The organism is Mucilaginibacter rigui, from assembly GCF_014773275.1.
Classification (GTDB): domain Bacteria; phylum Bacteroidota; class Bacteroidia; order Sphingobacteriales; family Sphingobacteriaceae; genus Mucilaginibacter; species Mucilaginibacter rigui_A.
On sequence record NZ_JACWMW010000003.1, the window covers coordinates 681,335 to 697,214 of the forward strand.

The following is a 15,880-nucleotide window of genomic DNA, read 5'->3' on the forward strand; positions in this document are numbered from 1 at the left end:
AGTTGTTGGTGAGAACACTAGCGACGACGGAAATGCTACTATAATAGAAAGGCCTGCTTGATATCAAGCAGGCCTTTCTATTTCCTCACGTCATTGCGAGGAGCGTAGCGACGTGGCAATCTTCGACATGCTCGTCGCCGACTTTCTATCGAAGATTGCCACGCTATCGCTCGCAATGACGCGTGGTTTATGAAGTCTACTTCACCACCTCAATCCATTGCCCTTTTATCAGCGCGTTAATATCATGGTTATACATGGCTTCGCAGTAGGCTGCAGGCAGGTAATATTTACCGGCATAGGCAGCGTTCAGCATCACGTAATACGTAACCTCCTTGCCCTCCGCTAAACTGAAATAGGTGTTCACCCTGTCATCACGAATATCACGGTAATCTGACGGCGAGGATTTAAATGCCTCATCGTTATTCAGCATCCGGCTATTCAAAATTTCCCATCCCGAAGGGAAGATCTGGGTTAATGCTAAATTATCATAACGGCCGCGTTTACCGGGGTTTTTGATGGTTACCTGCGCTACAAAATCGCTGCCTTGTTTAAGCGATGTTGGGTCGATAACCTTGCCGCCAAGCGTAAAGTAAGCCACGCGCATTTGCATAATATCCGGGTTTACATAAGTTTGAATATCCTGGCCGGATGATGGCTGCCCTTGTTGTATCAACCTCACATAAAGTTTATTGGTACCATTGTTCTTCAACGTTACCTTACCGTTATTAGGCGCTAATTCCTGCTGCCACAGGTACGATGCAGCATTTACATTCTGCTTATTGTTACCAGACTGAAACACGAACGATAATTTGCCGCCACTTTTATTCACCCCACAATATTGCGCAATAGCAACCAACGAGTAAGCCGTGGTTTGCGTGCTGTACCAGCTATCCTGCGATAACTTTGACGCAACAGTACGTACCATGGCCGATGCTTTTTGTTGCTGCCCAAGCAGGGTAAGGGTTTCCAGTATCATGGCTTCATCGCGCAGGTCAGAGCCATAAGTGCCATACATACTGTTGTATGGTTTAATGGTTGTTGGCAGACCTGCAATCATCCGTAAGCCAATTTCGGGCTGGCCAGCCAGTTTGTAGGCGGCTGCCAGTCTCCAGCGTGCTTCGGTGCTGATGTATTGGTATTCGCGCAGGCGGTTCATGGCACCAAGCTCAGGCGAACCGGCTAATGCAAGCAGGTATAAGCGGTATGCCTGCACCAGGTCGGTGTAGTAATAGTAGCCGTGGATATTCGTGCGCGGGTCTGGCGACCAGTTAACTGCCTTTTGTTTCTGATAGCGTTTCCAATCGTCAATAAAACCGGATGGCAGGCTATAGCCTTTAGCTTGTGCTGCCAGCATAAAATGCCCGGCATAGTTGGTTCCCCATTCGTCAGCTTCACCACCATCAGGCCAGTAGCTTAAGCCGCCACCTTGCACCCTAAAGCCATTCAACCGGTTTATGGTGAGTTTAATATTGCGTTCTGTTTCGGCTTTTTGGCGTGATGTAAGATCAAATAATTGCCCCAGATACAATTGCGGAAATGCAGACGAAGTAGTTTGCTCTACGCAGCCATGCGGGTAGGTGATAAGATAATTTAAACGTTTGGCCAAATTTAACGGCGGTATACTGGCAACTTCAAGCGTAGCTTTATTTGTACCGTTAATACCAATGGCATTATAAGCAGCCGCGTAGGATTCGCCAGGTTTCAGTTCTTTCTCAAATATGCGGGTAACCGGCGGGTTAGGGTTGCGCACATTCAGTTCCACATCATAAGTAGCGGTTTCGCTGCCTGCTTTCGCGATGATCTTCACCTTGCCAACACCAACAAAATCTTTAACATTAAGATTGAAGGTTACCAACTGATCGCCCGGTTTGGCAAATTGAACAGTCTTGGTATTGTTGCCACCTAAATTGCTGAACGCGTTGGATTGCACTTGTACCGTTACCGATTTGATATTATTCTCCATTGCGAATACGGTAACAGGTAGTTGGATACTCTCCGACGGGCCAAGTACACGTGGCAAGGTAGCCAGTATCATCAGTGGTTTTTTAACGGCTACAGCTTTATCTGCAAAACCATAGGCGCCATTATGCCCGGCAATAACCATTGCTTTAACCGAGCCTACGTATTGCGGCAGGGTAAATTTGGTGGTTTGTTTATCGCCTGCATCTAAATGGAATGGCCCCAGGAATTTCACTACAGGTTTAAAGCGATTAACTGATACGTTTTTATTTGTGCCGTTTGTACCGTCACCGCCAATGCTCAGAATGCGTTCTAAGCCACCGCCGAAAGCGCCGATAACATAGTCGAACAGGTCCCAGGTTTTTACGCCTAAAGCTTCACGGGCGTAGAAAGCCTCGTGCGGATCAGGTGTTTTAAAGTTGGTAATATCCAGCAGGCCTTCATCCACAATGGCAATGGTATAGGTCATTTCCTTGCCTGATGCTTCAGATACGGTGATAGACGATTGTGTTTCGGGCCTTATTTTATCCGGCATACTGATCACCGGTTTCAATATTGTTTCCGGGTTATCAACCACCAACGGGATAGCGCCGTACATACGTATTGGCAAATCGTTTACGGTTTGCGCGTGGCGTTGCAGTAACGTAACGTTCACAAAAACGTTTGGCGCCATAGTTTCGTCCACCTTAAAGCTGTAGCGGGTTTCGCCTTTTTTGGTATCTATCCAAACGGTTTTTAAAACCTTGCTGCCATTTTCAAAGCTTATTAGAGCCCGTCCATCGCCACCTGTAGGAATGGTAAGCGTAGCTTCTTCACCAACTTTATAGTTTGGCTTGTCGGATGTAAATGAAAGCATCGCCGCTTCGGTAGGGTCGGTGTTTTGCAACCGTTCCGACCAGTTTGGCCAATCGGCGTAAATAATTTTACCGGTAGAGTGGCCTGTTTCCGGGTCTTTAATCCGGATCAGGTAACGACCCCAATCAGCCTGGTTAATTTTAAGGTCCCATTTACCTTTACCGTTTACCAGTTGCACGTTTTCGGTTTTGATGAGCTTGTTGTAGCGGTCCTGCGTAAAGTTGCTTAACTCGTTACCTGTCTCATCCCACCACCAGCGCCATTGGATCTTGTAAAGCTCAACCTCTACGTTACGGCTGCCTGCAAACGGGTTGCCTTTTGTATCTACATCGGCTATTTCTATCTCGTGGGTTTTGTCGGTCACCAGCATGCCGCTTAGGTTGCTGCCTTTTGGTGTTTTAATGCCTACGTAGCCATTATAAACGTTGTATGGCATACTGGCCTGCTGTAAACTAAAGTTGCCGCCTGGCTCAAATACTTTTACTACAAAGTTGGCCCGCAGCTGTCCCGGCGCTTGTTTTTCAACGTTGATATTGGTGCTAACGCTGGCTACACCATTTTCATTTAATTTGTCATCAAAAACAGTTTGTGTTTGGGTGTTAAAGGCCAGGGTAGGGTCGTCAAAATTATAATCATCATAGCCTTTAAAACTTGTTTTTTGCGATGACAGGAAGGCATCAACCTTGGCTTTTAAATTTTGCGCCGCGCCGCCAAAAAGCCATTGTGCACTTAATGTACCATTGGCACCGCTTCCTTTGGTAAGTTCGGTTGCGCCGCCAAAGTCGAGTTTCATCTTCAGGCGGTTTGGCATAATGGTTTCTACCTTTATCTTCTTTTCGAAAGTGGCACCGCCCACTTTTATCCGCGCATTCCAGTTGCCGGTAGGCGAGGAGGTTTCTGTAGCTACGTGAAAGCTATAGAAACCATCAACAGAACTTGTACGCGTGAGGCGTTTGTAAAGCTGGCCGTTAGGGTTATATAATTCAAATTCAACGGGATGGTCTGTCGGAAGTGTTTTTAATTTATCTTCTAAAATAAAGGTTGTAAATATCGAATCGCCCGGGCGCCATACGCCGCGTTCACCGTAAATGAAACCTTTCAGGCCGTTCTGTACTTCTTCTCCGCCTACGTTAAAGCGGGATAGTGGGAGCGAGCTGCCGTCATCCAGTTTCAAATAACCGCGCTCTTTACCTTTTTTGGCTACCAATAAATAAGGCTTACGTTTTAGGTTGAATGTAGCCATACCGTCGCCATCAGATGTGGTTTTAAAGATCACCTGTTTCTGGTAATCCAGTAATTCCAGCTCAACACCACTCATGGGTTCGGCACTGAGGATATTGGTGACGGCAACTGTCATGTTGTTATCGTTGCCACGTTTGGCTATCAGGCCAATGTTCGACGCGATGATGTTTCGGGTAGCCCAGCGCTGTTTGCTGAAATACGATTCGGTACATGGGTCGTTACGGTCCTGCCAGCTATAATTTTCGGGATAATAATTATCATAACGCTGCCAAAACTCATCATCTTCATCATTTACCTTGCTGATGTTATCACCGCCATATTCATTTTCTTCATAATCGCTTTCATCATTGGTTTTGGCAATAAGTTTGCCTGCGCTGCAATTGTATAAAGAGTACTCTTTTCTGAAACCAATAATTACGCGGTAAATAGCTCCCGGTTCGGCACGCATTAGCTGGTCTACATCCAGCATAAAGCGATTCTTTTTGGTTAGGTTGAGGCTTTTATCGCTATCTAAACGGATAGTTTTTTGCACAATGGGTTTACCCACGTGGCGTAACTCGAAACCGCCATCGAAACCATTATTTTGGAAATATTGTGGAACGTTATTCTCGTAAATTTTAATAATGCTTACATCCACAGCACTTAGGTTAACGGCTTCAAAAGGCATCATCAGTTTGCCTGAATCAGGCAGGATGACACCTTTACCGGGGATGGTTACAGCAGGTTCGCGGTTCTCAAAAAACACATTGGCTGTAAAGGCCTGTTTTATTTTGCGGTGGTAAATATCTTCAACACCCTCGTTCACAAAAACGCTAAAGTTTCCCTGCAGGCGTTCGGGCGCGTAAACTTTCACAATGCTGCCATCAATGGTGTAGGCCATGTTTGCGCCATTGGTAATGCCAATAAGGCCGCTAAGTTCCTGCCCAATAAGAATTGGGTCAGAGAATTGAACGGAGATATACTGATCGTTATCCTGTATGGCTTTTATATCCAGTACTTTAAATTCGCCAAGGGCAGGCACACGGAATTCCTGGTTGCCTTTTTTATCTATGTCGAGCTTGCCACCATCCCAGTTAATAGTAAGCGGGTTTGCAGTTGTTGTACGGGTTATTTTGGTGATGGTAAACTGGTGCGAGCGGGTTACCGGGTTATGCTGCCAGCTTACTTTAATGGGTGTAGCATAATTTACAGCAAGCATTTTTTCGATACCGGCCTGGTCTTCGCCATCGGCTGTAAGCACGGTGCCGATGAGTTTCATTTTCTCGCCTGATGTAGCGCTCTCGCTTTGCAAACCGGCAAAACTGATACTAAAATCGGGTTTAATGGTTTGGAAACCGAACTTGAAATGTTCAAAATCGCCATCTACCTTAATGATCTTGCCAAGATTAAAATCGGCATCATATTTTTTATCGGGATTTAAAATTGCTTCGGGGCGAAATTCTATTGTGCGGTCATCTATCCAATAGGCTTTTCCTTTTATGGATGGTGAAAAGTCAAAGATCCCGTCCTTTAACTGCTCGTTTTGCGCATGGGCAACCTGTACCTCACCGGCCAGTTTTATGCGGATGGTGCTTTGCTTGGAAATAACCCCTGTAGTGTACGATTCGATATACTTACCGAATGCGGCATCAACTTTTTGCTGATTATTACGATGATGCTGCCGGGCAAAAAAAATGACCAGCGCGATCAGTATAAGAGATATGGATACAATGATCTGTCCCTTTCTGGAACGGAAAAGGTTGGCGAAGTAATTCATGGTAGATTGGTAAATTGCTATGAATTTATAAAACTTTTGGGATATTATATATCCAGAAGAAAATTATTTAATCGGGAATAAGTGTTCAAGTTCACTGCCGTGAACACCGTTGATTTATTGCAAATAATTAATAATCATTATATTGTATTTTTAGTTACTGGCGAAATGGCGCCACCATTTATGCTAATAAATAGTTAAAGACGCGAAGTATCGCGTCTCTACATTATGTATTCGTAGAGACGCGATACTTCGCGTCTCCTTTGGAAAGGTAAGACGCGCGGATATAATTTATTTCCCTTCTGCAGCCTTATCCAAACACTCCTGCAATACTTTGGCAAATTGCTTATCATTTGGCGGGGCAAAGATGGTATTGTGTTCGCCGGGGATATCATGCACGTTCACACCTTTAAGAGCGAATGGTTTCCAGCCCAAAAACTTAAAATCATCCATGTAAAAGGTGTGTTTTTTAGCGCGGAAAAGTTCGATAGCGATATTTACCGGTGTTAACAGGTAGTTACGTTGCGCGGCAAGGCTTTTCTCGTGGATATCATCTGTATATGCCGAGAAGCCTTCTTTCTTCTTCACCTTATCAGGGAAGATGTTCTTATAGATCTTTTGGATGCGGCGACCGATCTCGCGGCTTTTATATTCTATAGTGCGTTTGGGGTCCTGCACCAGCAACACAGGGGTAAAGGCCAGTTGTTTTATAAAGAACCATCCATTAGTTAGTTTACGCTTCAACCACGAGTCATATATCTGGGTTTGGTCGGCGTAGGTATCAAACATTGCCAGCATTTTAACATCCTTGCCCATGGCCAGCATTTGCTTGGCCATTTCGTAAGCTATTAAACCACCAAGCGAATAACCGGCAACTGCGTAAGGGCCAACCGGGTCGTGGTTGATGATCTCGTCTACGTAATTGGCAGCAATTTCTTCCATCACATCCAGTGGTTCGTCTATACCATTCAGGCCTTTTGCCTGTAGCCCGTAAACGGGCTGCTCCTCGTCCATGTTCATGGCCAGGGCATTAAACAACAATACATTCAGGCCGGCACCATGTACAATATATAAAGGCATTTTGCTGCCTTTTGGCTTAATAGGAACTAACGACTCCCATGTAATGGCTTCGGCATCAATCTCTAACCTTGCGGCCAATTTTTCAACGGTGCTATATTCAAATAATGTGGCTAAGGGCAGGCGTTTACCAGTTTCTTGCTCTAAGCGGGCCATTATTTTAACAGCTACGAGTGAACGACCGCCAAGCTGAAAGAAATTATCAAAAATGCTGATCTCGTTCAGGCCCATCATTTCTTCCCATATATCGGCCACTAGTTTTTCATTACTGGTGCGCGGGGCAATATACTCGCCCGAACGGTTAATATGGCTATAATCGGGCTTTGGCAGGGCTTTGCGATCTATTTTACCATTTGGTGTTGAGGGGATAACGTCCATCAGCACGTAATCATCGGGCATCATATATTCGGGCAATACCTCAAATAATGCCGCGTCCCATTTATCCAATGTGCTTTTTTCGGGGATGCCCGTTGCGCCTGATTCTAATACTATATAAGCAACCAATCGGGGGATGCCGGGGGTATCTTCGCGGGCAATAACAACGGCTTGTTTAATACCTTCCTGTTTGCCAAGGTTATGTTCTATCTCGCCAAGTTCAATACGGTAGCCACGCACTTTTACCTGGTGGTCTATCCGGCCAAGGTAAACAATATCGCCATCGGGTTTTAGTTTGGCCAGATCGCCGGTCCGATAAATTTTTTCGCCTGGGGTAAAGGGGTTATCTATAAAACGTTCGGCAGTTAGTTCGGGGCGGTTTAAGTAGCCCCATGCAATACCAGCACCGCCGATAAAGATCTCACCAATCTCGCCGTTAGTAAGATTATTCTTTTCTTCATCCAGGATGTAAACCTGCGTATTGTCAACCGGCCAGCCTATGGTAATATCGCTGGCATCGGTAACGTGTTTAATGATAGAGTAGATGGTGGTTTCGGTAGGGCCATACATGTTCCATACCTCGTTACTGCGTGGTATCAGCCTTTCGGCTAAATCCTTACCCATGGCTTCGCCACCGCAAAATACTTTTATAGGCAGGTGTTCGTCCCAACCAACTTCCAGCATCATGCGCCAGGTATAGGGGGTAGCCTGTAATATGGTTACGTTTTGCGTACGGATAATATCCAGTAAAGCACGGCCATCCTTGGCGGTAATAGAATCGGCCAGGATGATCTGGGCACCGGCGCTTAGGGGCAGGTAAATATCAACCCCGGCAATATCAAAGGATATGGTAGCTACGGCAAGCATCTTATCAGCAGATGTAATACCCGGCGCTTTTTGCAGGCTGTACATTAGGTTTACCAAGCTATGATGCGCAATTTGCACGCCCTTTGGTTTACCTGTAGAACCAGATGTGTAAAGCACATAGGCAAGGTTTTGCCCGGTTACTTTAACATCCGGTGCATCGTTGCTGTTATTTGTGGCATTAGTAAGCGCTTCTTCAATCAAAACCTCGGTGGTGTTTGATGCAAAGTGCCCTTTATACTTTAGTGATGTAAGCAATATGGTGGCTGCCGAATCATCAAGCATAAATTCTATGCGGTCTTTCGGGTATTCAGGATCGAGCGGTACGTAGGCCGCGCCTGTTTTTAGGATAGCCAACAGGGATATGATCAGTTCGGCTGAACGATCAAGCGCAAGGCCGATAATATCGCCGGTTTTTACACCTTTTTTGATCAACTCATGTGCAAGCCTGTTGGCCGTGTTATTTAACTCGGTATAGGTAAGTACAGTATGATGAAAGCTTAGTGCTATCTTATCCGGGTGCTTTGCAGCACTTTCGGCGATAAGACCGTGAAGCGATTTTTCTTTTGGATAATCTACCGTTGTATTATTTAATACTACTTCCATACTTTAATAACCCGGCATTTATAATGAATTCCTTATAATGTTTATGGGTATCTATTTCCCCGTTTTTATATTGATAATTCCGCAATCCGTGTGTACATACGTAATTAGTTTGTACCCGGGTTATGCGGTGTATGAATAAATTTTTTGTTTGCGCCCTTTAATTTAAACAGAAGTGCCAGCATTGTAAAGAAAATTAACGGAATTTTTAGTACCGCGCCCAGTAATTTACTGTTAAAGAACTCCGCGGGTACTGCAACTAATATACCAATATAACATAGTGCAGTTGCTGTAAGCCACATTTGCCAGTCCGGGCCAATGCCGGGTGTTAGTAATGATATCAAAAGCATCATTGGCATTAAGCCCAGCATAAGTATACGCGGCAAAATGGCCGTTTGATAGATCTCATTAAAGTAATCAAAGTTACCGTGTACAAATAGTTCTTTAAAGCCAGTCAACCCATAGGTTTTTAGCAGGTTAAACTGCGCGGATAACCAGCGGCGGCGTTGTTTTTTGAATACCTCGGGGTTACTTACCTTTTCATCGTAGATGTAAGCTTTATCAGCATAAGCCACATGGATCTTCTGGCGGGTAAGCACTAAGCCCATTTCTTTATCAAAACCACCCACGGCATCTATCTGCGCCATAGTGTCTTTAAAAAGCTTAAACTCCAGTACCATGCCCGAGCCTATAATGGCAGCCGAAAGTTTAAACACCTGCTGGGCCTTACGGAAAATATGGTTGTTGATCTCTTCGCTGATGGCATCAAGTATAGCAACCGGGGTTTCGGTGTTTTTTGCTACGCGATGGCCTTGTATAACGCGGTTGCCGTTGTGCAGGTAGTTGTTTATCTGGTGCAGGTAGTCGGGGGCGGCAATATTATCGATATCGAACACCACGGCGGCATCAAAGTTCTGGTGTGTAGCAGCTATGGCCGCGTGCAGGGCTTTTGATTTGGTGCTACTCTCAAATACTACCTCAACCACCTGTAAAGGCATGGCCTTTAATTTTTCGATGGTTTCGGGCTGCATGGAATCAGCAATAACACAAACGTGAAATTTATCCTTTGGATAGTCGATAGTTAACGCTTGCTCGGCCGAATTAAGAATGATCTGATCCTCTTTATAAGCGCAGATATAAATAACAAATTTGCTGTAGTCCGTTGCAGCAGGAGGGGGCGTTTGTTTTATCAGCTTACCTAAAACAGAAAACACAAACAGGTACAGGCTATAAATGCCAAGGTAAATAAATACCAGGGTAAAAACTATGGAAAGAAGAAATGTTATAAAACCCATTGACACTACTTTTAAATTAACTAAACTTCAACCTTGTCTGTTTTAGATTTATCTAATACATGGGTAATCATATTTTTTAGCTCCCTATAACCTATACTGAAAATATCCCTTATTGTAAATTTAAGATGTTTTTTTAATGTAAAATAGCCAAATATAGCACCGGCGCAAAAAGTAAAAAGCGAAGCTATAGCAACGGCGTATAAGCTATGAAAGATAACAATGCCAACAACATCACCTATAACATTTACAATAAGCATTAGTATTACTTTAGCCATGTTGAGTCGCGGCTTGTTAAGGATATCCAGAGTAATACCAAAAAAGCGATCAACCGGCATTAACATTACGTAGCACATAAACAGCCTGAAAATTGTTACGGCTTCCGTATCTCGGTATTGCTTGCCAAATAATAGTTCAATAACAAAGCCTCCTAAAGCAAAGGCGATTACTGCGATAGGAATAAATACTACAGTTAACATCCCCGCATAGCGCTTCATTATATTGGCAACCTCTTCAAGATTCCCTTTATGAACGGCAGTTGAAAGCTCAGGCAAAGCCGTTGAAACAGCTGCGCGCATAGGTATTTCAAAAACTTCCATTAAACGCTGGGGGATGTAGTAAACAGCCAAAAACGATTTGTCTTTGAACATCTTAGTTATAATAAATGAATCTGAGCTGCGTAATAAGTATGCACTTATGGATGTGCCTACACTAAATTTCCCAAAATGAGCTAATTGGCTGACCGCTTCTTTACCGCGGTATTTTATTGCCTTAATTTTTGCCCAGCCGTTAAATATTGTTAATAATGATGTTACCAAGCTACCTGCAAAATAGGCGTAAACTGCTGTTTGAAAAGATAATTTGTGTGTAAATATAAGGCCAAGTATCAGAAGTAGAAAAATGCCTTGGTTAAGGAGTTGTAGAATAAGCATTCTGCCGAACTTTTCTTCTGCCTGTAAAATGTAGGATGCTATTGCTGCAGGTAAGGTGGTTATATAAATAATGCCAAACCATTGTATTGTGGTTTCTACATCCGGACTTTTGCTTGGGTAAATCAGGTAAACAATGCCATCTATTGCAACAAATATTAAAGCTTGTACAAGGCCAATGTACCAAGCGGATCCCGCGACTTCTATCGAAGTTTTTCTATTTGTACCTGCATAAAATTTAATTAGGGGAGTTTGTACAAAACCATTCCGGAAAGTATCAGCAAGTAGTATAGTTATTAATAGAAACAGGTAATTACCAAATTCAGCTTTAGACAGGTTGTGCGCCATTAATGAAAGTACCAGCATGCCAATAACCGGCATAGCCGCACTGGTGGCTAATGATATGGTATGCTTGTTTACTAGTTTCTTTAAATCGGGCATATATTGGTTATACGGCTAAACCCTGTCCCAGTTGCCTGTTTCAGAATTATATTTTTTGATAACCCTGGCAGGGTTACCCACGGCAACACAATATTCAGGTATATCTTTGGTAACCACGCTACCTGCGCCAATAACCGAGTGTTTGCCAATAGTTACACCGGCGGTAATAACCGCATTGGCACCTATCCAAACATCATCGCAAACGGTAATTTGTTTAGTAACAACTTTTTGTAAGCGGGTAGATATGGTTACATCTTCAAAGCCATGGTTAAGGCCCGATAATACTACATGCTGCGCCATGGTAACATAGTTGCCAAGGGTAACCGGGCCTATCATAATATTGCTTAAGCCGATACCCGTGTGGTGGCCAATTATAATATCACCAACGCCATTGTTTATAACAGCAAAATCTTCTATTACGCTGTATGCGCCCAACTCGAAATTGTTAAAAGGAAAAATATCAAGGCGCGCATAAAAACGGATAACCGAACCCCGGCCGCGTTTGTGTATAAATGGCGTAACAAACCACTTTACCCAAAGCCTTGGCGCAGCCCTGCCCGGTTGTACAATCATCCAGTGTACAAACTTTTTTAAACGCGGATTTGATTTTACTATAGTAAGTAATGACATTCTAAATTTCTTATCAGGCTGTTAATTCTGCAGCCTTTTTTTCGGCCAGTTCCTGTTGTTCCTGTTTATCCAATCTCAATGTTACGTTTAACAATGCACATGCAAGATAGAACAAAATATTCGACGGATATTGCACTAATGCCTGCTGCGGATAATTACCAATATTAAACACAAATATGATTAATACCATCGCCAAACAATAAATTTTCAGCTCGGGGTTTTTAATGAGATAATAATTATTGATACCTGTTTTTAGTATTACAAACATTAAGGTACAAAACAATATTAAACCAATATAGCCCATTTCAACAGCAACGCGTACGTAACCGCTATCAGGCGGGAATTTTGCCAGGAATGAGTTTGGCGCAAATCGCCGCCCCCATATACCAACCGAACCTAAACCACCGCCAATGGGATGCGATAATATATATGGTTTAATACGTTTTTGGTTTTCGGCACGTACATTAAACGAGGCATCGTCTGACGGCCTGAAAGCCGTTTGGAAACGTTTAATGAACTGGTTTGAGGTAGGCATAAATATTAGTCCGCCTAAAACTATACCTGCGCCGATAACTACTACAAGTATCTTTTTATTAAAATTCATAACCGCCAGCATGGCTAAAGCCGCGGGAGGCAAAACGAATGCCCCCCTTGTGCCCGAGTATAACATCACCAGGAAAAAGAAGGGTATAGATAGGCCCAGGATAACTTTTTTGTACGTTTTAATTTTGGTGAACATGATGCACAGGCACAAAACAGCTGCCACAACCATGTTGTATGAAAACGTAACCGGATCAGGGAAGATAGCCACTTTACGCAAATGACCATTAATGTACAGGAAGCTTAAGCGCAAAGGGTCCTGGTAGTACCAGGCTTTTTCGAACGGGAACAGCCCGAAATTTTCCTGCTGGAAACCCGAAATAGCTGATAAAAAAGCCAGTACAAGCCATAGTTTGACTAAGAACTTTATAGTGGCTAAAGATCGGATCTGATAAACAAATATAAAGTACATGAGCATGATGAAACCCACCGTACGCACGGTATAAACCCACGCCAGTATTGATGGTGAGGCAGGGTTTATTACCTCAAAAAAGTTGTATGCCAGCCAGGCAAGCACCAGGTAACTTATAGGGTTTTTAAAATAGCTCCAGTCTTTATCGTATTTTAATTTTAGCAGGAAACCAAAAATAAGCAGGTAGGTAATAGCATCCAGTATAATACCCGAAGGGGTATCAGGCGGTAAAAATTCCGAAACATAATTCAGAAAGAAGGCCACCACCATTAAAACGGCAATGCCAAATTTGGGATAGGCAACAATGCCCAATACTACCGGTATACCTATAAAAATGGCCAGCAACCCGCCTGCTGCAAGAATGCCGCCCATGGCAATGCCAACAGCAATAACTAATGCAACAGGTAAACTCAGCAGGATGAGCTTAAGCGTAGAAATTTCACCGGAATGTATCTTCCTGAAAAAGTTAGCTATAAAGCCGGTTTTATGTACCTGGTTATTGAGCATGGATGTTTTACAAAAACAGAATTTTTACCGCCCAGCAAAATACACCAACAAATGCTAATGCAATTGCAGCTTTACGTGTTTTTTGTTCAAGAGGGGTAAGGTCTTTAAAAACATCATCCTCGTTTTCTGCCGGTTTTATCCTCATATAAAATAATTAAAAGGTTTATAGCAGGCAAGTGTTGCCGGAGTTATTTAGAACCTGTCCCGTTTCGGGTCGGTTTTATTTAGCACCCAGCCGGCAAATTTGCCGTTCAGGTTCTTTAAATACTTAATATCGTCTTTTTGCCATTTGGAGATGCCCTTGTTAGCCTCGAAAACGGCAATTGTTTTATTAGCAAACAGCAACCACTCTTTTGATTTGTTAAGTGATGATAGAGGCGGTGTTTCGATGATAATAATGTCGTATTTCGTCTTTAACTCGTTAAACTTGCTGCGAATAAAATTCTCGTCGCTAAGTTCAAGCAGGGTAACATCTCCGCCATGGGTACCCATTACGTTTGTGGTATTAAACGCACCGTAGTTATCAGGGTTATTCTTAAAATAATCTTCCAGGTAAACCTTTGGTTGTACGGTGTTGCTAATGGTTGGGTTATCAAAGTTGCCATCTATCAATAATACTTTTTTATTGATCATAGAGTAGGAGTAGGCCAGACTGATTGCCAAAACCGTTTTACCCTCATGGTTAGCCAAACTGGTAATGCCTAAAACCTTTTCACCCCGCAGTTCCTGGTCTATTTCAAAGCGGATAGAGCGGATCAGCTCTTTAAAAAGCCTCATTTTATCGCGATGCTCAACATCCCAAAGCTTTTTAAGATCAAGCGAACCCATTACCGTATTTAAATGGCCCACTAATGGCAAATGAGTGCGGTTAACCAAGTCAATAGGTTCTTTAATGGTATCATCAAAAAAGAATATACCAAACAATACAACTACACAAAACGCAAAGCTGATAACCCCACCTAAAATTATTAACAACATTTTTTTAGAAGGTTCGGCAGCATCCGGTGTGGCCGGTTCTGCCAGGCGCAGTTTTATAGAAAATGTTGATTGCAGGTTTGTTGCGTTGTATTTATTTAATACATCCATGTATTCCTTACTGGCAATGTCAATATCGTAGTTAAAGGTTTTAACATTGGCATCAAAGGGTACAAGGCGGTTAAATTTAGCGTTAAGGTCGTTTAAGGATCCGGTTATAGCCTTAATACTGTATTTAGCCAGGTCGCGGGTTACTTCAAGTGTAAGTTTTTGTTTTACAAGATCATCCTTGGCGGTTAGCGGGCTGGAGATGTACTTGTCTGACGTTTGGTTTATTTGAGCAGTAAGCTTATTTGATAATGAATCTATAGCGGGCTTTAACTTGGGGTTAAAACCACTCCTTACATACTTGTCTGTAAGTAAATGAAGCTGCTCCTGCGAACTGATCACCTCCTGGTTATACTTGCTTATCGTCGCCTCTATGTATTTACGCTCGCTCGGGGCAAACTTATTATTGATTTTCTGGATAGCACCATCGTAAGATGCCACATCTTTTTCGGCCTGTTGCTTACGGTCGTTAAAAATCATGATCTGATCGAAAATAGATTTCGATTGCTCATCCAGGTTAATAATGCCGTTTTTTATCTTATAATCTTGTAGTTGCTGGGTTTTTGTGTTTAAAGCTTTGCGTTTTTCATCAAGTAGTTTAGCAAGGTAGTTAACCGCATCAGTTTCGTTTTGCCTTACAGTATGGGTATAATAATCAATAAACTGTTTACACAATATATTAACTACAAAAGCAGAAAGCTGCGGATTGTTAGATTCATAGCTTACCGTGATGAAATCACTATCCTCATCCCGGTTGATGTAAAGGTCTTTACGAAGCGAGCGTTCATCATATTTCATAGAGCGCAGCAATTCGTTAAGGCCTTCTTCGTCCTTATTGTAGTAGGATAAAGGCTGCCTGGTATTAAATTTATTTGTAAATAGTTCAACAGCGTGGGCACGCGCTGCAGGGTTCATGGTTAAAAAAAGCTTGCTATGGGGTTTAAACGGCACACTATCCGTAAGATCATGCAGGATAAGTTGGTAGGATACCTGGTTAATGAGCGTTTTAAGCTTCATTATTTCTATCAGGTTACTAAACTCGTGGGCTATAGATTGTTCTTTGGCTGCACCGGATGGATCTGCATCAAGTAAATGCCGCGATTGGTCAACAATACCGGTAGCTATCTGGGCATTTGAAATATATTTGTCTGCAAGGTTTTTTACCAGGAAAAAAGACACAATAATAGTAACCAGCGGAATAATGATCAGCAGGTTTAAATGTTTCCGTAAAAGTTTAAAAAATTCCCCTAACTCCATG

General features: G+C 42.9%; 8 protein-coding genes. All 8 read right to left on the reverse strand.

Annotated elements, in window-relative coordinates; all coding sequences use genetic code 11:
* Nucleotides 1-196: 196 nt before the first annotated feature.
* Nucleotides 197-5,812 (reverse strand): alpha-2-macroglobulin family protein, encoded by a 5,616-nt coding sequence (locus tag IDJ75_RS16455; protein WP_191176707.1) that lies wholly within the window; start codon nt 5,810-5,812, stop codon nt 197-199.
* A gap of 288 nt (nt 5,813-6,100) precedes the next feature.
* Nucleotides 6,101-8,731 carry a non-ribosomal peptide synthetase gene (locus IDJ75_RS16460; protein WP_191176708.1) on the reverse strand — a complete coding sequence of 877 codons (2,631 nt, stop codon included), beginning with the start codon at nt 8,729-8,731 and terminating at the stop codon, nt 6,101-6,103.
* A 104-nt stretch (nt 8,732-8,835) separates the two neighbouring features.
* Nucleotides 8,836-10,023, reverse strand: a complete 1,188-nt coding sequence (locus IDJ75_RS16465; protein WP_191176709.1) for a glycosyltransferase — start codon at nt 10,021-10,023, stop codon at nt 8,836-8,838.
* A 20-nt stretch (nt 10,024-10,043) separates the two neighbouring features.
* Nucleotides 10,044-11,390, reverse strand: a complete 1,347-nt coding sequence (locus IDJ75_RS16470) for a lipopolysaccharide biosynthesis protein (protein ID WP_394368109.1) — start codon at nt 11,388-11,390, stop codon at nt 10,044-10,046.
* A gap of 15 nt (nt 11,391-11,405) precedes the next feature.
* Nucleotides 11,406-12,020, reverse strand: a complete 615-nt coding sequence (locus IDJ75_RS21405) for an acyltransferase (protein WP_191176711.1) — start codon at nt 12,018-12,020, stop codon at nt 11,406-11,408.
* 13 nt (nt 12,021-12,033) lie between these two features.
* Nucleotides 12,034-13,539: an O-antigen ligase family protein gene (locus IDJ75_RS16480; RefSeq protein ID WP_191176712.1), complete on the reverse strand. Its 1,506-nt coding sequence runs from the start codon at nt 13,537-13,539 to the stop codon at nt 12,034-12,036.
* Between the two features lie 7 nt (nt 13,540-13,546).
* The gene (locus IDJ75_RS16485; RefSeq protein WP_191176713.1) at nt 13,547-13,684 is read right to left on the reverse strand and encodes a hypothetical protein; all 138 of its coding nucleotides are present in this window, start codon (nt 13,682-13,684) and stop codon (nt 13,547-13,549) included.
* Between the two features lie 47 nt (nt 13,685-13,731).
* Entirely contained in the window at nt 13,732-15,879 is a 2,148-nt protein-coding gene (locus tag IDJ75_RS16490; RefSeq protein WP_191176714.1) for an exopolysaccharide transport family protein, read from the reverse strand.
* Nucleotide 15,880: the final 1 nt, after the last annotated feature.